Annotated in this window: 16 protein-coding genes and 5 pseudogenes; 10 read left to right on the forward strand and 11 right to left on the reverse strand. The window is 60.5% G+C overall.

Going from position 1 to position 18,570, the window contains the following annotated elements:
- Nucleotides 1–36: 36 nt before the first annotated feature.
- On the reverse strand, nt 37–1,683 hold the full coding sequence (locus tag HFC70_RS13820; RefSeq protein WP_168473850.1) for an ABC transporter ATP-binding protein: 1,647 nt from the start codon (nt 1,681–1,683) through the stop codon (nt 37–39).
- Nucleotides 1,684–2,009: 326 nt separating this feature from the next.
- On the opposite strand from HFC70_RS13820, the pseudogene HFC70_RS26975 reads away from it, so the two are divergent.
- A pseudogene (locus tag HFC70_RS26975) lies at nt 2,010–2,192 on the forward strand (IS6 family transposase); the annotation flags it as partial.
- Here HFC70_RS26975 and HFC70_RS13825 read toward each other — a convergent pair.
- The 7 genes and pseudogenes from HFC70_RS13825 to HFC70_RS13850 form a co-directional block, all read right to left on the reverse strand.
- Nucleotides 2,126–2,338, reverse strand: coding sequence for a hypothetical protein (locus HFC70_RS13825; RefSeq protein WP_168473851.1), 213 nt, complete (start codon nt 2,336–2,338; stop codon nt 2,126–2,128). The pseudogene HFC70_RS26975 and the gene HFC70_RS13825 overlap by 67 nt on opposite strands.
- A gap of 3 nt (nt 2,339–2,341) precedes the next feature.
- Nucleotides 2,342–3,400 carry an ABC transporter ATP-binding protein gene (locus HFC70_RS13830; RefSeq protein WP_246735785.1) on the reverse strand — a complete coding sequence of 353 codons (1,059 nt, stop codon included), beginning with the start codon at nt 3,398–3,400 and terminating at the stop codon, nt 2,342–2,344.
- Nucleotides 3,401–3,449: 49 nt separating this feature from the next.
- Complete coding sequence (locus HFC70_RS13835) at nt 3,450–5,186, reverse strand: iron ABC transporter permease (protein WP_168473853.1); 1,737 nt, start codon at nt 5,184–5,186, stop codon at nt 3,450–3,452.
- A gap of 111 nt (nt 5,187–5,297) precedes the next feature.
- Nucleotides 5,298–6,368 (reverse strand): ABC transporter substrate-binding protein, encoded by a 1,071-nt coding sequence (locus tag HFC70_RS13840; protein WP_168473854.1) that lies wholly within the window; start codon nt 6,366–6,368, stop codon nt 5,298–5,300.
- Nucleotides 6,369–6,432: 64 nt separating this feature from the next.
- Complete coding sequence (locus HFC70_RS26980) at nt 6,433–7,491, reverse strand: M20/M25/M40 family metallo-hydrolase (RefSeq protein ID WP_368669659.1); 1,059 nt, start codon at nt 7,489–7,491, stop codon at nt 6,433–6,435.
- A pseudogene (locus HFC70_RS26985) lies at nt 7,483–8,112 on the reverse strand (glycoside hydrolase family 3 N-terminal domain-containing protein); the annotation flags it as partial. The pseudogene HFC70_RS26985 and the gene HFC70_RS26980, both read right to left, overlap by 9 nt.
- 190 nt (nt 8,113–8,302) lie before the next feature.
- Nucleotides 8,303–9,250 carry a LysR family transcriptional regulator gene (locus HFC70_RS13850; protein ID WP_168473856.1) on the reverse strand — a complete coding sequence of 316 codons (948 nt, stop codon included), beginning with the start codon at nt 9,248–9,250 and terminating at the stop codon, nt 8,303–8,305.
- A 277-nt stretch (nt 9,251–9,527) separates the two neighbouring features.
- Between HFC70_RS13850 and HFC70_RS13855 the strand changes: the two genes are divergently transcribed.
- The 3 genes from HFC70_RS13855 to HFC70_RS13865 are packed head-to-tail and all read left to right on the forward strand — an operon-like array spanning nt 9,528 to nt 11,955.
- Nucleotides 9,528–10,778, forward strand: coding sequence for an NAD(P)/FAD-dependent oxidoreductase (locus HFC70_RS13855; RefSeq protein ID WP_168474020.1), 1,251 nt, complete (start codon nt 9,528–9,530; stop codon nt 10,776–10,778).
- 54 nt (nt 10,779–10,832) lie between these two features.
- The gene (locus HFC70_RS13860; protein ID WP_168473857.1) at nt 10,833–11,246 is read left to right on the forward strand and encodes a RidA family protein; all 414 of its coding nucleotides are present in this window, start codon (nt 10,833–10,835) and stop codon (nt 11,244–11,246) included.
- A 31-nt stretch (nt 11,247–11,277) separates the two neighbouring features.
- The gene (locus HFC70_RS13865) at nt 11,278–11,955 is read left to right on the forward strand and encodes a DUF1028 domain-containing protein (RefSeq protein ID WP_168473858.1); all 678 of its coding nucleotides are present in this window, start codon (nt 11,278–11,280) and stop codon (nt 11,953–11,955) included.
- 301 nt (nt 11,956–12,256) lie between these two features.
- On the opposite strand, the pseudogene HFC70_RS13870 reads toward HFC70_RS13865, so the two are convergent.
- Nucleotides 12,257–12,730, reverse strand: a pseudogene (locus HFC70_RS13870) (sugar phosphate isomerase/epimerase family protein); the annotation flags it as partial.
- A gap of 405 nt (nt 12,731–13,135) precedes the next feature.
- On the opposite strand from HFC70_RS13870, the gene HFC70_RS13875 reads away from it, so the two are divergent.
- From HFC70_RS13875 to HFC70_RS13900, 6 genes are all read left to right on the forward strand, one after another.
- Complete coding sequence (locus tag HFC70_RS13875; RefSeq protein ID WP_168474021.1) at nt 13,136–13,564, forward strand: helix-turn-helix domain-containing protein; 429 nt, start codon at nt 13,136–13,138, stop codon at nt 13,562–13,564.
- Nucleotides 13,565–13,570: 6 nt separating this feature from the next.
- Entirely contained in the window at nt 13,571–15,394 is a 1,824-nt protein-coding gene (locus HFC70_RS13880; protein WP_168473859.1) for a hypothetical protein, read from the forward strand.
- A 13-nt stretch (nt 15,395–15,407) separates the two neighbouring features.
- On the forward strand, nt 15,408–15,626 hold the full coding sequence (locus HFC70_RS13885) for a hypothetical protein (RefSeq protein ID WP_168473860.1): 219 nt from the start codon (nt 15,408–15,410) through the stop codon (nt 15,624–15,626).
- Entirely contained in the window at nt 15,616–16,818 is a 1,203-nt protein-coding gene (locus HFC70_RS13890) for a YcaO-like family protein (protein ID WP_168473861.1), read from the forward strand. Before HFC70_RS13885 ends, HFC70_RS13890 begins: the two co-directional genes overlap by 11 nt.
- Nucleotides 16,815–17,519, forward strand: a complete 705-nt coding sequence (locus tag HFC70_RS13895) for a TfuA-like protein (RefSeq protein ID WP_168473862.1) — start codon at nt 16,815–16,817, stop codon at nt 17,517–17,519. Before HFC70_RS13890 ends, HFC70_RS13895 begins: the two co-directional genes overlap by 4 nt.
- A 116-nt stretch (nt 17,520–17,635) precedes the next feature.
- Nucleotides 17,636–17,872: a hypothetical protein gene (locus HFC70_RS13900; RefSeq protein ID WP_168473863.1), complete on the forward strand. Its 237-nt coding sequence runs from the start codon at nt 17,636–17,638 to the stop codon at nt 17,870–17,872.
- A 168-nt stretch (nt 17,873–18,040) separates the two neighbouring features.
- Here HFC70_RS13900 and HFC70_RS27280 read toward each other — a convergent pair.
- Nucleotides 18,041–18,187, reverse strand: a pseudogene (locus HFC70_RS27280) (DUF6471 domain-containing protein); the annotation flags it as partial.
- A gap of 64 nt (nt 18,188–18,251) precedes the next feature.
- Nucleotides 18,252–18,464, reverse strand: a pseudogene (locus HFC70_RS26990) (IS6 family transposase); the annotation flags it as partial.
- Nucleotides 18,465–18,570 lie beyond the last annotated feature (106 nt).

The raw sequence follows: 18,570 nt of genomic DNA on the forward strand, positions 1-18,570 counted from the left end.
GCAGGGCGGCTTTGCAGAATACCCGGATGCCTGTCGTCAGGCGGCAGGTTCCCATTCGGCGCCGGGAATGGCGGACACCAGCTTGCGCGTATAGTCATGGCGCGGGGCGCGAAAGATCTGCGAGGGCGGCCCGTATTCGACGATCTCGCCCTTGTACATCACGGCCACCTCGTCGCAGATCTGACTGGCGACGCGCAGGTCATGGGTGATGAACATCATCGCCACCTTGGTTTCCTTCTGGATCGCCGTCAGCAGTTCGAGGATCTGCGCCTGGATCGAAACGTCGAGCGCCGATACGGCCTCGTCGGCCACCAGCAGCACTGGGTCGAACATCAGCGCCCGCGCGATGCCGATGCGCTGCCGCTGACCGCCGGAGAATTCGTGCGGAAAGCGGTCATAGGCGCCTTCATCCAGGCCCACGAGTTTCAAGGTTCGAAGCGCTTTCGCCTTGGCCTCCGACGCGGACACGCCGTGCGCCATCGGCCCGACGGTCAGCACCTTACCGATCGTGTGGCGCGGGTTGAGCGAGGCAAAAGGATCCTGGAAAATCATCTGGATATAGGGACGCATCGAGCGAAAGGCGTCGTTCGACATGGGAGCGATATCACGACCGTCGAACAGGATCTTGCCGCCATCCGACTCCATCAGCTTGAGGAGAACACGACCGAGCGAAGACTTGCCGGAGCCGGATTCCCCGACGACGCCGAGGGTTCGACCCTTGCGGATCGAGAAGCTGACGTCGTTGACCGCCTTGACCGTCCGTCCCTTGGAAAAGAACCCGCCCGACGTTTGGTAAGTCTTGCTGAGGTTCGAAACTTCCAGCACGACCGGCGTATCGGCCGCTCCCTCGCGATCCTTCGCGGTCATGCGTGGCACAGCGGCGATCAGGCGCTTCGTATAGGGATGCTGTGGCGTGTTGAGCACCACCTCAGCCGGCCCCTGCTCGACGAGATGGCCTTTTTCCATGACGATGACGCGGTCCGCGATCTCAGCGACCACGCCGAAATCATGGGTGATGAACATGACGCTCATGTTCTTGCGGCGCTGGATCTTGCGGATCAGGTCCAGAATCTGCGCCTGTGTGGTGACATCAAGCGCCGTCGTCGGCTCATCGGCGATCAGCACGTCCGGATCGAGCGCCAGCGCCATGGCGATCATGACGCGCTGCCGCTGGCCGCCGGACAGCCGGAAGGGATATTGATGCTGCAGCAGTGCGGGGTCGGGCAGGCCGACCTCGCTCAGAAGATCGAGGATCTTGGCGGCACGGCTTTCTGACGTTCCGACGCCATCCGCCTCCATCACCTCGGCTATCTGGTCGCCGATCGTCATCAGCGGATTGAGCGCCGACAGCGGATCCTGGAAGATGATCGAGACGGCTCGACCGCGCAAAGTCCGCAGTGTCTTCTCGTCGGTCCGGATCAGGTCCATGCCTTTGAACAGAATGCTGCCGTGGGTGACGGTGATGGCCGAGGAGAGCAATCCCATGATGGCATTGGCCGTCACCGACTTGCCCGAACCGGACTCGCCGATGATGCAGAGAATTTCGCCCGACAACAGATCAAAGGAGATGTCGCTCACCGCATGGGCCCGCTCCATGTTCTTCGGCAGGCTGACGGTCAACTCCCTAACCGACAACGCGATGCCGTCTTCGGCTTTTGTTTTTACAGTTTCAGTCTGCACCATGCTGATCCCCTTGCCGTATGGTTGTCACAATCGGTTAAGCAAGAATGATGCCGAGTACGCTCTCTGGCAACCGAGAACGTTCGTCGTCTTCGGACTGCCGCCGGCCTTGCGCACCGAGTGGCGCACAATTGGAAAAATGGGGCGACCACTCTGGGGTTCCTGGAGTGAGCTCACCTCCTGATTACGCCGCACGGGGCGAAAAGCGGCACACCAGACGACTTCGAGAGGATATCGTGTAATCCTCCCAGCAGTTTTGCACGGTTTGCAAAGCCCTATGAAAACCAAGGACGGAGCCGCCGCGTAAGCGGCGGTTCTCCCGGTTTCAACGAGAACGGATCATGAAGGGCTTCACGTCAGCCCGACGTCTCCAGTGCTTCGTTTCAATCCGTGACCCTGTCGCCAACCTTTTCCACATTCCGCGCCACGAGATCTCGTCAGACCATCACCGCGAACTGACAACCGAAGCCATGCAGATGTGGAATGAAATCGCGCGCCTGCAAACCGCATAAGCGAAAGCCGCGCGCAACATTTTTGACCGGTGGCGGTTAACTTTACGGTGCCTCTCCAGTGCATCGCGCCCGCCAAGCGGAAAAAGCATGGCGAGGGCAGCATCCGCGCCGGGATCGCAATCGTAGAGGAAGCGTGTGATGGTCAAGGCTTAGTCCTTGTCGACGAGAAAACGAGCGGCTTCAGGCGCCCAACCGAAACGGACCGTCGCCCCCACCGCCACGTCACCGGCCTGGGCCGGGGCGCGGGCGATGATCTCCTGCTCGCCGGCATCGATGATGACCCGCAGTTCGGAGCCGCCATAGACGGTTTCGCGCACCAGGCCTTCGCAGACACCTTTGCCAAGGGTGATCGCCTCCGGCCGCACGACGACGGCACCCTTGGTGCCATCGGCGGCAACAGCGCCCGCAAGCGGCAGCGTGCCGATCGCGGTTTCGAGTGCGCCGCCCCTGACCGTGCCGCGCAGGATCGAGGACAAGCCGATGAAATCAGCGGCGAACAGGTTTTCCGGCTCCTCATACATCTGCCGCGGCGTGCCGAGCTGCGCAATCTTACCGTCGTTCATCAGGCAGATGCGGTCGGAAAGCGCCAGCGCCTCCTGCTGGTCATGGGTCACGAAGATGATCGTGGCCCCCGTCTCGCGGTGAATGCGCTTGATTTCGATCTGCATCACCTCGCGCAGTTTGGCATCGAGTGCGCCAAGCGGCTCGTCCATCAGAATGATGGCGGGATCGTAGACCAGGCAGCGCGCCAGCGCCACGCGCTGCTGCTGGCCGCCGGACAGTTGCGAGGGCGAGCGGTCTGCTGCGTGGGAGAGCCCGACGGTTTCCAGCGCCCTGGCCACTTTCGCACCGATCTCCGCCTTCGGCAGGTTGCGCATCTTCAGCGCGAAGCCGACATTCTCGGCCACGCTCATATGCGGAAACAGCGCGTAGTTCTGGAAGACCACGCCGATGTCGCGCTTGTTGACCGCGGCATGGGTCTGGTCCTTGCCATCGACGACGACAGTGCCCGACGTCGGCTCCTGCAGGCCGCAAATGAGCTGCAGAAGAGTGGTCTTGCCGGAACCCGACGGGCCGAGCAGCGTGAGCAACTCCCCCTTGCGCACATCGAGATCGACGTGGTCGAGGGCGATGGTGTGGCCGTAGAGCTTGGCGAGCCCGCGAACCTGAAGCTTGATGTCCGGCGTGTTGACAGATGCGGCTGACATGTCGAAAGGGGTTCCTTTGGTCGTGATGGGAGAGGCGGCCATACGCATGTCAGCGAGGCCTTGCCTTTTCGGCGATGACGAAGAGCACGGTCACCACCGCCACGATGAAGACCGAGGCCGCGGCCAGGGTCGGGGAAATGCTGAGGATGATATCGTCCCACATCTGCTTGGGCAGTGTCTGCTTGACGCCGGCCCCGACGAAAAGCGCGATGGTAAGCTCCTCGAAGGAATGCAGCAGGCCGAACAGGAAGGCCGCGACCGCGCCGCCCTTGACCAGCGGGAGAAGGATGAGGCGGATCTGCTGCCAGCGGTTGGCGCCAAGCGTTGCCGCCGCCTGCAGCAGCCGCCAGTCGACGCTGCGGAACGTCGTCAGCAGAATGACGAAGACGACAGGCATGGCCGACAGCGTGTGGCCGAGCACGATACCCGTATCGGTCGCGATCAGCCCGATCTTGGCCATCACGTAGAACAGTGAAACGCCGATCACGATGTTGGGCACGACCATGGGCAGCATGAAGGACAGGAAGATCAGTCCGCCGGCCTTGCGCTGCGAGCGGGCGAGACCATAGGCGGCCATGCCGGAAATGATTGTCGCGATGACGCCCGTCACGATGGCGATGATCGCCGAGCGCGTCGTCGCCCCCATCCACTGGTCGTCGCCCAGATAGGCCTGGAACCAGCGCAGCGAGAAGCTTTTCGGCGGGAATTCGAGGAAGCTCGATCCCGAGAAGGCCATCGGCGGGAAAGCCAGCACCGGCACGATCAGCATGGCGATGACCAGCCAGACGAAGACGGTGAAGGCGCCGCGCCCAAGACGCGCCGGAATGAGCCGGGCAATGAAATCACTGACCCCTGCGCCGATCTCGATGATCACTCCGCCGATCGCGTCGATGACGCCTGCGCGCCTTGCAACGGCGCCATTTCCCGAGACGGCCGACATTCCGAAGAGACGGTCATAGAGGGCGATAGTGATCAGCGTTACGGCGAGCAGAAGGGCCGCCAGGGCGCCTGCAAGCCGCAGGTTGAACAGTTTCTGCACCTGGGTGATCATCATCTGGCCAATGACAGTCTCATTGGGCGAGCCCAGCAGCGCCGGCGTGATGAAGAAGCCGAGCCCCATGACGAAGACCAGCAGGCCGGCAGCGGCCACGCCCGGCATGGAGAGCGGCGTGAAGATGCGCCAGAAGGCCTGGGCGCGGCTTGCGCCCATGGTCATGGCGGCCGGCATCAGGCGGCTGTCGATGGCAAGCATGGTCGGCAGCATGGTCAATATGGCGATCGGCAGCATGGCATGGGCCATGCCGAAGATCACGGCGCCGCGCCCGTAGAGCAGGTTGAGTTCCGTATCGAAGCCCATGCCCGTCAGGAGCTGCGCGACGATGCCCTTGCGGGCCAGAAGCACGATCCAGGCGAAATTCTTCAGGAGGGGACTGACCCAGAACGGCAGCAGCACCAGCCACATGGCCATGCGCCGGCGGCGTTCCTCCATGCCGGCAAGCCAGACCGCGATCGGATAGCCAACCAGAAGACAGACGATGGTGACCTGTGCGGCGATTGAAAATGTGTTGACGAGAACCTTCACATAGACCCCGGCCGAGAACATCTGTTCATAGACGCTGAGATCGAACGCGCCGGATTTCGGATCGACGAAGGATTGCCAGATGAGGGCACCGGCCGGAAAGATCAGAAGCAGCACCATGTAGGCGAGACCCGGCGCGGAAAGCCACAGGCTGTCAGGCCGGAAGCGCTGGCGTGCTACGGTGTCTTTGTCGGAAAGTGCAACCATGGTGGTCCCGTTTATTGAAATGGCCCGTTCCGCATGTCACGAAACCGGGCCACCTTTGTCAGATAGGGGGCTGCGCCGGAAGGCGAATCCTAAAGCTCGGGCGGCCGAAGATCAGCTCAGGATCCACTGTTCGAAGCGCTGGGTCAGGGCATCCTGGTTCTCGGCCCAATAGGCGGCGTTGAGCACGGTCAGGCCCTTGATGTTGTTCGGAGCCGTCGGCAAAAGCAGCGCTTTCTCGGCGCTCAGATGCTCATAGGCCTTCATGTTGGTCGGGCCGCACGCCAGAATATCAGTATAGGCCGCCTGGCGCTTGGCATCCAGGCACCATTCGATGAACTTGCGGGCAAGATCGGCCTTTTCGGTGTTGCCGGCGATGGTCCAGCCGTCGATGTTGAACAGGCCGCCGTTCCAGACGATGCCCGCAGGCGCGCCGGCGTTGATGGCGGCCTGGGCGCGGGTCGACCAGGTCGACATCATGTCCAGTTCGCCATCCTTCAAGAGCTGCGTCGCATGGGCGCCCGAGGTCCACCAGATGTTGATATGCGACTTGATCTTGTCCAGGCTCTTGAAGGCGCGGTCGACATCCAGCGGGTAGAGCTTGTCGAGCGGCACGCCATCGGCGAGCAGAGCCATTTCCAGCGTCGTGACCGGGCTGCGCCACAGGCCGCGGCGGCCCTGGAAGGCTTCGGTGTTCCAGAAGTCCGCCCAGCTGGTGGGAACAGTCTTCAACGTGTCCTTGCGATAGCCCATCGCCAGTGCGAAGATCGCCACGCCGGCAAATTCCGGCTCGAATGTGTTCGGAGCGAAATCGCCCTTGTTCGGAACCTCGATGTTGAGCGGCAACATGTACTTGTCGCCGAGCTGGCGGATGCGCAGCACATGTTCCGGCGTCATCAGTGCGACGTCGAACAGCTTGGTGTCGGTATCGACCGCCATCTTGTATTGCGGGATCGGGTCGGGCTCATTGGTATTGGTCTGGATGGTAACGCCCGTTTCCGCGGCGAAGGTGTCGTAGAAGGCGACCTTGAAGCCCTCGTAGAACGCACCGCCCATGTCGCGGACAACGAGCGTTTCGCCCGCGAATGCGCGCGTGCCTTTGAGAATGGTCGGAGCCGCGAGCGCGACCGCGGCAAGGCCCGTGGTCGCCTTCATGAAGCTGCGGCGCGAGAAACTGTTGTTCATTCTACCCTCCGGGTTTGTTTGATATTTATCATTCCACTTTTCCCGTCGGTGCAGCTTCGGTAAATTACAATTTTCCGTGCATCTGCTTTGGGACATGCGAAGCAGGTTCTTCGTTGCCACGGCAGAACCGATCCACGGCATCCAGGAGCACCCGGTCGCAGATCATGAGCTGGCCCTGGTCGATGAATTCGTCGGGCCGATGGCCCTGCTGCATGTCGCCCGGTCCGCACACCACCACCGGCACTTCCAGCGCCTGTGCAAACAGCCCGCCTTCCGTGCCAAAGCTAAGACGGCATTCGGTAGTGCCATCCGGCAGGCAGTCCGCAAACGCCTGTACGGAGGGATCGTCCGCCTCGGTGGCAAGCCCCGGATAGCTTCCCGTATCCTCGACCTCGAGCGTCGCCTCGGCAAATCGAACCTTGTGGGGTGCAAGAGCGGTGGCGGCCACATTGCGAATGCGCGCGGCCAGGCCCAGCGGATCGTCGGCCGCCATGACGCGGCATTCCAGCAGCAGTTCGGCCTTGTCGGGAACCAGGTTGACGGCCGTTCCGCCGACAAGCTTGCCCACATGCACCGTGGCATAGGGAACGGAATAGCCCTGCTCGCGCGGGCCGCGGGCCTCTATCTCTTCCTGCAGCCGGCGCAGGCCGGCGATGAAATCGGTGGCGAGATGGAGCGCATTGAGCGCCAGCGGCGCCTCGGCGGAATGGCGGGGCACACCTGTCGCCGTGACACGAAAGGCCATCTTGCCCTTGTGGCCCAGTCCCAGCTGCATCGAGGTCGGCTCACCCACCACGATCAGGTCGGGGCGGATGCCGCGGTCGGCCATGTCCTCGATCATCGGCCGGACACCGACGCAGCCGATTTCCTCGTCATAGGAAATGGCGAGCCAGAGGGGAGCGGTCAGACCTTCGGGATCCAGCCTTTCGACCAGCGCCATCATGCAGGCCACGAAACTCTTCATGTCGGTCGTACCGCGTCCATAGAGGCGCCCGTCGCGACGGGTCAGCTGGAACGGCGGTACCGTCCATTGCTGCCCGGCAGCCGGCACGACGTCGACATGGCCCGACAACATCAATCCGCCCGGCCCATCCGGACCCAGCCGCGCCAGCAGCGAGGACATGATCGTCCAGGGTTTGGACTGTTTGATGGCGATCTCGAAGCCCTTCAGATAGATCTCCCGCAGCGCGCGCTCCTCCACCAGACTGTCCATCGTGGTGCGTTCGACCTCGGAATTGTTGCAGGCGAAATGCTTGAGCGAGGTGCCGACGCCCTGGCTCTGGATGCCGTCGATCACCGCGGCCGAAAGCTTGCCGGTGACGACCGGATCCTCGGAATAATATTCATAGGACCGCCCCGCCAGCGGCGTGCGCCTGATGTTGATGCCCGGGCCGAGCAGGAGGTGCACGCCCATGGCGCGGCATTCCTTTCCCAGCAGCGTGCCCAGACGGTGCATCAGCGCCTCGTCCCAGCTGTTGCCCATGGCCGAGCCATTGGGAAAGCAGGTGGCCGGCTTCATCTCGCCCCAGGCGACAGCGACATCGCTGGCCCGCTGGTTGACCACCGACAGGAAGGCATCGATATCCATGCCGCCGCGCTCGTCGCCATCGATCTGCGGGATCGAATAGCGCACCCCATAGGTGCCGTCGGTCATGACAACAGGCTTGATGCCATGGGCGGGAATGCCTGCCGTCTTCCACATTCCAAAGCCGGATAGAAGATCGACCTTCTCCTCGTTTGACATCGAACTCACGATGGAATCGATCTGTCGATCGGCGGATGCGGTCTGGTCGGACAAGGGAACCTCCGGGGCACGAGAACGGGCACAGCGATGATGCTGGGCAATGGGCGCACACACTGTCATTCCCCCGCAAAAAAGCAAAATACGATATTCGGAACTGGTGCTTAGAAAAAAGCGAGCCTGTCAGCCACAGCTAGGACGTGCGGCGCAGGTTGAGCACCGGTGCGTCCATGCCCGGCACGTAATTGTCGGAAATCAGATGGCGGCAATGTTCCTCGAAGCTGCGCACTAGCCGGGTCGCGACCTGCTGGCCGACCCGGATCAGGCCAATCCGCATGGGCTTGTGATCGCCGGCCAGGCGCAGCGAGACGAGGCGGCGCCCGTCCAGGGCCGCCTTGTTCTTCGGGCGGACATTGGCCAGAGTGTAGCCATAGCGGTTCCCGACCATGGTGCGGATCACCTCCTGGTGCTGGATCTGGGCGGCGATGTTGGGGGTGACGCCGGCTGCGGCGAACAGGCCGAGGAAATAATCCCTCGACAGCGGCAGGTCGAGCAGGATGTACTCGTGCTCGGCAAGCTCGGCGAGCGTCACTTCCGAACGGGCGGCCAGCGGGTCGGTCTCCGCCACCTGGACATAGGGTGGCAATTCGGCGAGTGCTGTGAATTCGAAATCTTCCGGTACCAGAAGATCATAAGACAGCGCGACGTCCAGTTCCGCGCGCTCCAGTTTCGCCAGGAGCACGCTATGGTCGGCCACCGTGGGCCGCACATTGGCGCCGGGATAGGCCGCCTTGAAGCTGTAGCTGACCTCGGGAAGCACCATCGGCGCGAACGGCAGGAGGCAGCCGAGGGACAGCGTGCCGCGGACCTGTTCCGTCGCCTCGGATGCGGCCGTGTAGAGGTTCTGCACCTGCTCGATCACGGCCTTGGCCTGTGCCAGAAGCTTCTGTCCCGCGGGCGTGAGCGACAGGCCCTGTGCGTGCCGTCTTAGGAAAAGCTGCGTGTTCAGCTCTATCTCGAGCTGCGAGATCGCTGTCGAAATCGACGGTTGCGAAACGTGGATGTGCTCTGACGCCAGAGTGATCGAGCCGGCCTCCGCAGTTGCTATGAAATACTCGAGCTGGCGAAGCGTAAAGCGCATGTGGGAACCTGATGCAGTCGGTTACGCCGAAGGACGTGCGGGGTCCGGACAGGACCTGGCCTTCCGGCCTGAACCACGAAGTTAGTAATCGTCATTTTCTAAAGTGTAAACGCCTGGGAATGGCAGGGTGTCCTCCTAATGCAACGTGGCTGCTTTCGGCGATCCTAATCAGTGCTGCAGTAAATCGTAATTTTCCGAACCCAAGCCCTTCGCTAGACCAGAGGACAAAGACGTGTCGGCATCAACAGATTCCGACGGCATGAAGAAGGACGAATGGATGTCAGTCGAGAAGATCCACACGCTCGTGGTTGGGGCAGGCCAGGCCGGTGTCGCCATGAGCGAGCATCTCAGCAAAAACGGCATGGAGCACCTCGTCCTTGAGCGGGGCCGCATTGCCGAGCGGTGGCGCTCCGCGCGCTGGGATTCGCTGGTCGCCAACGGCCCGGCCTGGCACGACCGTTTTCCCAACATGGATTTCCCCGGCGATCCCGACGCCTTCGTTCCCAAGGAGCAGGTGGCCGACTACTTTGAAGCCTATGCCAAGCAACATGATGCCCCTGTCCGCTGCGGCGTCGATGTCACCAGCGTCGAGCGGCTGGCAGGCCGCCCCGGCTTCCGCGTCGAGACATCCACCGGCGTGATCGAGGCGCTCAACGTGGTCGCGGCAACGGGGCCGTTCCAGAAGCCGAGCATTCCGCCACTCCTTCCAAAGCACGTCGGTTTCAACCAGATCCATTCCAGCGACTACCGCAATCCGCAAAAACTGCCCGACGGGGCGGTGCTCGTGGTCGGTGCGGGTTCGTCCGGCGTGCAGATCGCCGAAGAACTGATGCGTGCGGGCCGAAAGGTCTATCTTTCCGTCGGCCCGCACGACCGACCGCCGCGCGCCTATCGTGGCCGCGATTTCGTCTGGTGGCTCGGCGTGCTCGGCAAGTGGGATGCCCAGGCGCAGGCAGCGGGAACAGAGCATGTAACGATCGCCGTCAGTGGAGCGTGCGGCGGCAAAACCATCGATTTCCGCCGCCTCGCCGCTGAGGGAATGGTGCTGGCCGGCATGACCGGCGCCTACAAGGATGGCAAGCTCTCATTTCACGACGACCTCGTCCGCAACCTTGACCGCGGCGACCAGAACTATCTGTCGCTACTGGATGAAGCCGACGCTTTCGTCGCGCGCAACGGCCTCGACCTGCCGGAGGAGCCGCAAGCACGGGTGCTTGGACCGCAGGTCGACTGCGTCACCAACCCGTTGCGTGAATTGGATCTGGCTGCGGCTGGCGTAACCACGGTCATCTGGGCGACGGGCTTTAGCCTCGACTACAGCTGGCTCAAGGTCAACGCCTTCGACGAGGTGGGCCGACCGAAACACCAGCGTGGCGTGTCGCCGGAAAAGGGCATCTACTTCCTCGGCCTTCCCTGGCTGTCCGGCCGCGGCTCGAGCTTCATCTGGGGCGTCTGGCACGATGCCAAGCATGTGGCCGACCACATCCTTATCCAGGACAACTACCTGGCCTACGCGCGGCAAGGCTAAGCAGCCCGCGCGGCCACCATGTCACACCACACGCCTGATCCGATGGAGAAAAGAATGGCCCATACCCGCATCCGCAAGTTCAACACCAAGGACACCTATCCCGAGCAGAACCTCGACAACGATCTCTGCCAGGCGGTCGTTGCGCGCGGCGCCACCATTTTCCTGCGCGGGCAGTGCCCACAGGATCTCGAAACCGCCAAAAATATCGACAGCCATGATCCGGTCGAACAGACCCACAAGGTCATGCAGAACATCCGCCAGTTGGTCGAGGAATGCGGTGGCAGGATGGAGCACGTCACCAAGCTCGTCGTCTATCTGACCGACGTGCGCCACCGCGAGGCGGTCTATCGCACCATGGGCGAGTACATCAAGGGCGTACACCCGGTCTGCACCGGCCTCGTCGTCGTTGCGCTCGCCCGCCCTGACTGGCTGGTCGAGATCGACGCCACCGCCGTCATTCCGGACTGATCGCAACCGGCGCAAGACAGGAGATTTCCGCATGACCTTTTCCATCGTGGCGCGCTGCGCCGAAACCGGCCAGTTCGGCGTGGCAATCTCCTCCTCCTCCCCGGCGGTCGCAGCCCGCTGCGCCTGGGCGCGCGCCGGCGTCGGCGCCGTCTCGACGCAGAACGTGACGAACCCGGCACTCGGCCCGTTCGTGCTTGACCGGCTTGCGACCGGCGCGAATGCGGATGAAGCCGTCGCGGCCGCGCGGGAGCACGACGCATATCCGGACTACCGGCAAGTTCTTGCCGTCGATGCGAATGGCAAGACATCTATCCATTCCGGCGCCAAGGCGCTTGGCATCTGGACATCGGCTTCCGGCAAGGGCTGCGTGGCAGGTGGCAACCTCTTGGCGAACGACGGCGTACCACAAGCCATGGTCAAAGCATTTGAGGCCGGCAAGGGGCCACTGGGGGACAGACTTGTCGCTGCACTTCACGCCGCCATGGAGGCCGGCGGCGAGGCAGGCCCCGTCCATTCGGCTGGTCTGCTGATCGTGGATCGTGAGAGTTGGCCTTATGCGGAGCTTCGGATAGACTGGTTGGATGAGGACTGCCCGGTTCTGGCAGTCGCCCGAGCATGGGATGTCTACAAACCTCAGGCGGCCGATTATGTCATGCGTGCGCTCAATCCTTTGGCGGCGCCGTCCTACGGTGTGCCTGGCGACGAATAGCAAGCGCCCAGATCATTGCCTTGGACCGTCCTTGCGGCACTCAGAGCATGATCACTCGTCGCCACGGTGAGTGAGTCTTTCTATGCTGCGCCGCGTCCATGCGCTGTCGGCCTAGCCTGAAGTCCGAACCAGCTTCCTGCATCCCTTAGTCGAGACCGTACTGGAGTGAGAGCCTCTAGAGTTCGCTGAAACTCGAAGCTTCGGCGTAGAGCCTACCCATGTCCGTCGGAGATGCACGCACCGGCGATCACCCACCGCAATCTTGTGCCGCGTGATCAATGCAATGGTCCCATACTCGGCGCTACTCTGCAGCGAAGGCCTGTTTGCGGTCGTTGAGCGCCATCAGCTTGCGAGCGCGTTCGAGGCTTTCCGGCTGCTCGCGGCGGTAGCGGGCGCCGACTTCCATCATCGCCATCGTGCCGGGCAGGAAAGCGAGCTCGGAGAAGATGTCCTCCCAGTCGATATCGCCCCAGCCGAGAGGCATGTGCAGGTCGCCAATGCCCATGGCGGTGTTTTCCTGCAGGTGGTGGCCCTTGTAGAAGCCCTGCGGACGGCCAAAGCTGTCATGCAGGTGCAGATGGCCGGTGACCGGTGCCATGGCGGCGATCTGTTCGCGGAAATTGAGGCCGCGGAAGGTCGATTCGATATAGGCGTGGCTGAAGTCGATCAGGGCGACGACATTGGGGTGGTTGACCGCCTTGACCGTTTCGGCGAGTTCCGCCGGCGTCTGCCGGTACTGGCCCGGCTCGGTGGTGAAGATGTTCTCGAAGGCGATGATACGGGAACGAAAGTCGAGATCGTTGATCGGGGCTAGAGATGCGCCCACGCATGCGTCGCCTCGAACCGCTCAGCAACTGCGATGCTCGAATTGCACTATGTGTTTGACACAGGCACTCGCTCCTTGAAAGGGTTGACAGAAAAATCCAATCCCGGCTTTGCGGATGCAGCAAGCCCGATGCAGGGGCCTGGAACGATGGCGTCATGACCTCCTGTTGTGTTGTATCTCTATGTGATTACGACTCATGATTGAGGTCGTGAAATCTCGGCTGGATGAGATTTATTCGTCATCGCTCTTTCAATGAATCGAACTTTTTTCCACCGGGAAGGCTAAAAAGTGCGGTTGCATGTCAAGATGAATTCAAGCAATGATATGGGCCTGATGCAAAATGGTGGAGCGTTTATGAAGAAAACTCCTAATGCAATCGATGTTCACGTAGGTTCGCGTATCCGACTGCGTCGCACTATGCTGCGTATGAGCCAGGAAAAGCTTGGCGACGGCCTGGGGCTGACGTTTCAGCAGGTCCAGAAATATGAGAAGGGTATCAATCGGGTTGGTGCCAGTCGTCTTCAACACATTGCCGAGCTCCTAAACGTACCGATTCCCTTCTTCTTTGAAGGTGGACCCGGTACGATATCAAATGATTCCGATATCGGCCCAGGTATCCTGACCGAGTTCATGAACTCCAGGGAGGGCATTGCTCTTGCGGCTGCCTTTTCCGCTATTGAGGACAAGCGTGTTCGACAAACTGTGCTGAGCCTTATCCGGTCGTTGGGTATCGATGCGTCGGACTCGATGCATGACAGTGAATCCCAACAAACGGCACCTTAATGATCGATGGGTTTTACCCTCACCACATTTGGCACCTGTCGACTTGAAGACGATATCGGACAGGTCCTAAGGGTCCCTTTGGTCGCGCTCGTTCTGTTGGCTTATCTCTATGATAAGGGCCAACCAATTTCACGGCGAGAGCTGGCAAGCCTGTTTTGGCAAGGTAGCCGGGAGACGGCCCATACAAACCTTCGGTCCACATTGCACCGTCTGGCCCTTGCCATACCTCAAACGCTTCCTTCGCTTATCGAGGCCAACGGGCAGGCCCTTTCGATCAATCGCACATCCGTGCGTTGTGACTTGAGCCTTGTGGACCTGGTAGATCCGATGGATCGGCTTCGGGCGGCAAATGACGCTGTCGCCATGCAATTTCTGCCATCAATGGGCAACGGGACAACGCCACTGGATGGCTGGATTCGCGATGTTCGCAACAGATTGGCCGGACATCTGCGATCGGAATTCATTCGGCACCATGCATCTTTTGATGCGAGCGCATTGAGAGCCGAGTTGAGACGAGCCGCAGTTCTGCTTTTGGAACACGACCCGGCCGATGAAGAAGTCAGGGCGCTCCTGACGGCACGATTGGATGCCAAGCGCTCGCAGAAGCCCGCTGGACGCGTCGGCGCCCATGTTGTCCCCCTGCAACCGCAGCCCATGAAGGGCCAGGATGGCAGCCTTGTCGAGCCCTCTCCCCTACGCTTGGCATTGTTGCCGCCGGAAACGGTGCAAAGTGCGCGACGTGAAGGATCGGTTGCCAATGCACTGATCGAAGATCTGACGATTAGCCTTTGTGCGAGCCGGGCAGTTTCGATCGTCGCGCCATACACGGCCGAACGGATTCAAGCGTCCAAGGACAAAGCAGCGATCCTTCAAAAATATAACGTGATATACGCGCTGGACACCAAACGAACAGAGGACTGCTTGTTTGTCCAACTGATCTTCATGCCTGCCGACGAAGTTGTGTGGGCCACGCGCTTCAAACTTGATGCCCAGACGATTGCTGAACAGCGTGCCGCGATCTCAATGGCGATTCAGCGTTCGATCATCGAAAGAATTACTGCAAGCGCCGAATTTGCCGGTGACTTCCATCATCGACCCAAAGCTTATTTTGCTTATCTTGAGGGCCTGAAGGGCCTTTCCACGCTGACGCTGCCGTCGATACGAAAGGCCCGCCGATGTTTCAAGCAGGCGCTTGAGGACGAACGAGGCTTTCCAGCGGCACTTGCCGGCATGTCACGAACATTGAGCATAGAATGGCTTCTCACCGCCAGGGGTGACAACGAGTTGCTTCTTCATGCGGAAAGGCTTGCCCAGGCTGCGATCCGGCAACACGGTCCGAGCGCCAGCGCATTCAAGGAGCTGGGCGTCAGCCAACTCTACTTGGGTAAAATCGATGACAGCTTGAACGCGCTCAGCGAGGCGGAAGCGATCAGTCCCCATTACGCCGACGCTCTTTACAGTCATGCCGACAGCCTGGTTCACGCAAGCAATCCGGCAGCAGCGCTCGCCAAAATCACATCGGCCATCGCGCTCAATCCGATGCCGCCCGACACGTATTTCTGGACTGCGGCCGGAGCCAGCTATTTCCTCGGCGAATATCGACAAGCTCTCAGCTACATTGATCGTATGCGCGATAGCCGACCCGCAAGCCGCCTGGCGGCCGCCTGCTGGGGCATGCTGGGCGAGGCAGTGAAAGCACGGGCATGTCGACTAAGAGTACTGAAAGACAATCCCAACTTCGATCTTGACCTATGGTTGAGAATGATACCGCACAAAGAATACTGGCAAACTGAACTTTATCGCGAGGGCCTCGTAAGGGCCGGTTTTTAAGAAGGAGAGATCCATGGCAAATGCTGCAATTATTGGCGTGACAGGTGAACCCGGGCTCTGGCTCGCAGATTTTACAGCCGGAACGATCGTGCTCTTGAGTGAACCCTTGTCGGGTGAGCTTGCAGCGGCGGCATCATTGCGGGAGCAAGGATTGACTGTCGTCAAGGGGATCGACTTCGCAGTCGCCGTTTCGTCTGCAGCGGCGGTGGCCTCCAGCCATCATGAAGGTTGACGGGACCCGCTTGGCCATTGGTTTCCACCGAGCGTGTCCACCCCGCGAGACCCTCGCCAGGGTCTCGCCCTATCTTTCCCGACTGGGCATTACCCGGATAGCACGACAGACCGACCTGGATCGGATCGGAATCCCTGTGTGGTGTGCCTATACCCCTAATGCAAAGGCAATCGTCATCTCTCAAGGCAAGGGCCTTGATGACGAGGCGGCCAGGGCATCGGCGGTTATGGAGGCCATCGAGCGATCTGTCGCGACCAATCCCGTTTGTGATGTAACGACCCAAAGCCTGAGATCCCTTCGATCGGCCGGACAATCCGCCACCACGCTGGATTGTCTGTTGGGCCAAACCGCCAATCCGGTCGAACTTGATGAGCCCATTGACTGGGCTCGCGCGTCCGATCTCTTGACGGGCGGCAACGTATGGGTTCCGTTCGAGGCGGTTCATCTCGACCGAACTGTAGCCTCCCCTCGATATTGGCAATCGTCCGATGGTCTGGCGTCAGGCAATACGCTGGAAGAAGCCATCTTGCATGGATTGCTCGAACGCGTTGAACGTGACGCCCTCACCCTTTGGCAGGTAACCTCAGCGGCAAGGCGGTATGGCTCCAGAATAGAGCCAGAGAGCATTCCCAATGGTGAGCTGCAGGAAATTCTGAGCAGAATTCGAAACGCCGGGCAGGACGTGGCGCTTTTCGACATCACCAGTGATCTCGGCATACCCTGCGTGGCAGCACTGCTGGGACCGAAGGAACCTTGTCGCGCTCCGCCCTTGCGATATGTCGATGTTACACTTGGCGCTGGATCAGCCACCTCTCCTGTCTTGGCCGCGGCAAGGGCCGTCACCGAGGCAGTGCAGTCACGCATGACATTTATCTCCGGTGCACGAGATGATTTGATGCCGGAAACGTTCAACCGGGTTCTTCATCCCGAAACCGTGGCCGCCTTCGATGCGCGCCCATCTCGAGGGCTTGGCGATATGCCGATGCTGCACGTTACATCCACGGCCGAGGCGATCCGCGCCATTCTTGGCCGCCTGCAGGCCCAGGGTATCACGGAAATTTACGCGGTTGACATCACTCCGCAGTGGCTACCTGTGTTTGTCGCCAAGCTTTTGGTTCCCCAGCTCGAAAATCCTGAAGGCGAGCGCCGCCAGCGCTATGGAAATCGTGCGCTGAATAAGGTGTTTCAGTGAAGGTCGCCTTTGTTGGTCCAAGCCTGCCGGACGCATGCCGGTTTGCCGGCTTCGATGTAGAAATCAGACCACCTGCATGTCAGGGAGATGTTATGCGCGCCGTCGCCGACGGCGCAACGGCCATCGGACTGATCGATGGGCTGTTTGAATATGTGGCGCCGGTTTGGCACAAAGAACTGCTCTTTGCCCTATCAAGCCATATCCCGGTGTATGGGGCGGCCAGTATGGGGGCCCTGCGTGCTGCGGAATGTGCATCCTTCGGAATGATCGGTCTTGGTCGGATATTTGAAGACTATATGTCGGGTCGGCGGGTCGATGACGCCGATGTGGCGCTGTTACATGGCCCCGCCGAGCTGAATTATCTCGCCTTGACAGTGCCCATCGTGAGTGTCGATTCCACCTTGAGCAGGGCGCGCGACGACCGGCTTTTATCCGTTTCAGACTGTCTGCAGATCGCTCGAGCCGCACGTTCGTTATATTTCAAGGATCGAAGCTGGAAGCGGATTGTGCAGGCAGCGGGCATGGACTGGACCACTCTGTCTGCAATTATTGAGACGGAATGGGTTGACCAAAAGCGGCTGGACGCTCTTGAACTGGTTGAGGCGCTGAACGATCCAACGCCGAAAGCGCCTCGAAACCATGCCTGGAATTTCAATGCAACGCCGCTTTGGCGGAAAATGTATCCACCAGGTCAAAACTAACCGGCAATGTAGACCTGAGCCTGAATCGCGCCACGCGTGTGCAACGATTTTGCAACGCGCAGCCTTCCTGCGCCTGTGAGACTATGGCTTTACAACGCAGCTCACGAGGAACGCTCATGGCAAATACGATTATCGACCTACAGACGAGCGAACGCCAACAAGAGCTTTTGGCGCTGATAAACATGATCGGTTATGCTATTGGCATCGCTGAATCGCAGGGGGTAAACGCTGCCGCAGCGCATCTTAATGCCGCTCGTCAAATTCTCGCATCGGAATTGCAGGAAGAATTTTCCAGTGGTCTGTCAATGGAAAACATCAAAAGGCTCGCTTCGGCGCGACCCGGCAATTGCTGACTGTCCATCATTGACACTGCGGGTAGCTCTGGCCACGGCATCGGGATGAGCCGTGGCTGACCGTGGCGACCAAGTTCGCTGTCAGGGATATCATGGCCTGGGTGGTTCGGGCTCGCTAGGGTGTCCACGGTCACAGGCAACCGCATCGCGCATTGTTGCCAGAAGCGGCTAATTGCCAAGGTAGATCTGCTGGGAGCCGACCGCTTCAAGGCACTGGAGAAAATACGCCGCGGAAAACTTCCCCTTGGCAAGTTTGTTCCTGATGTTTGTCTCCTTCTCGTCGGTGCCTATAGCCGCGAGTCCTTCCACAAGAGGTGCATAGGTAAGGGCACCGTCAAGTTAATCGCCACCGGTCAGAAATGTTGCGGGCGGCTTTCGCTTATGCGGTTTGCAGGCGTGCGATTTCGTTCCGCATCTGCATGGCTTCGGTTGTCAGTTCGCGGTGATGGTCTGACGAGATCTCGTGGCGCGGAATGTGGAAAAGGTTGGCGACAGGGTCACGGATTGAAACGAAGCACTGGAGACGTCGGGCTGACGTGAAGCCCTTCATGATCCGTTCTCGCCGCCGGGCCGATTGATGGGAATTCTCCGCCGGTCTTCGCGGCCTGACGCTGCGTCATCCCTTCCGAGACCGCCAGGCGAACCTTCAGATATAATTCCACAGTGTAGATCCCCTGTCCCTCCTGCGTTCTTTGCAG

The sequence above is a fragment of the Agrobacterium sp. a22-2 genome, from assembly GCF_012276985.1.
Taxonomy (GTDB): domain Bacteria; phylum Pseudomonadota; class Alphaproteobacteria; order Rhizobiales; family Rhizobiaceae; genus Allorhizobium.

What these genes read in the sequence shown, in the direction of transcription:
- HFC70_RS13820 (WP_168473850.1), bottom strand. Translation starts at nt 1,683, where the DNA reads ATGGTGCAGACTGAAACTGTAAAAACAAAAGCCGAAGACGGCATCGCG.
- HFC70_RS13830 (WP_246735785.1), bottom strand. Translation starts at nt 3,400, where the DNA reads ATGTCAGCCGCATCTGTCAACACGCCGGACATCAAGCTTCAGGTTCGC.
- HFC70_RS13835 (WP_168473853.1), bottom strand. Translation starts at nt 5,186, where the DNA reads ATGGTTGCACTTTCCGACAAAGACACCGTAGCACGCCAGCGCTTCCGG.
- HFC70_RS13840 (WP_168473854.1), bottom strand. Translation starts at nt 6,368, where the DNA reads ATGAACAACAGTTTCTCGCGCCGCAGCTTCATGAAGGCGACCACGGGC.
- HFC70_RS26980 (WP_368669659.1), bottom strand. Translation starts at nt 7,491, where the DNA reads ATGTCCTCGCTGCTGGCGCGGCTGGGTCCGGATGGGCCGGGCGGATTG.
- HFC70_RS13850 (WP_168473856.1), bottom strand. Translation starts at nt 9,250, where the DNA reads ATGCGCTTTACGCTTCGCCAGCTCGAGTATTTCATAGCAACTGCGGAG.
- HFC70_RS13855 (WP_168474020.1), top strand. Translation starts at nt 9,528, where the DNA reads ATGTCAGTCGAGAAGATCCACACGCTCGTGGTTGGGGCAGGCCAGGCC.
- HFC70_RS13860 (WP_168473857.1), top strand. Translation starts at nt 10,833, where the DNA reads ATGGCCCATACCCGCATCCGCAAGTTCAACACCAAGGACACCTATCCC.
- HFC70_RS13865 (WP_168473858.1), top strand. Translation starts at nt 11,278, where the DNA reads ATGACCTTTTCCATCGTGGCGCGCTGCGCCGAAACCGGCCAGTTCGGC.
- HFC70_RS13875 (WP_168474021.1), top strand. Translation starts at nt 13,136, where the DNA reads ATGAAGAAAACTCCTAATGCAATCGATGTTCACGTAGGTTCGCGTATC.
- HFC70_RS13880 (WP_168473859.1), top strand. Translation starts at nt 13,571, where the DNA reads ATGGGTTTTACCCTCACCACATTTGGCACCTGTCGACTTGAAGACGAT.
- HFC70_RS13885 (WP_168473860.1), top strand. Translation starts at nt 15,408, where the DNA reads ATGGCAAATGCTGCAATTATTGGCGTGACAGGTGAACCCGGGCTCTGG.
- HFC70_RS13890 (WP_168473861.1), top strand. Translation starts at nt 15,616, where the DNA reads ATGAAGGTTGACGGGACCCGCTTGGCCATTGGTTTCCACCGAGCGTGT.
- HFC70_RS13900 (WP_168473863.1), top strand. Translation starts at nt 17,636, where the DNA reads ATGGCAAATACGATTATCGACCTACAGACGAGCGAACGCCAACAAGAG.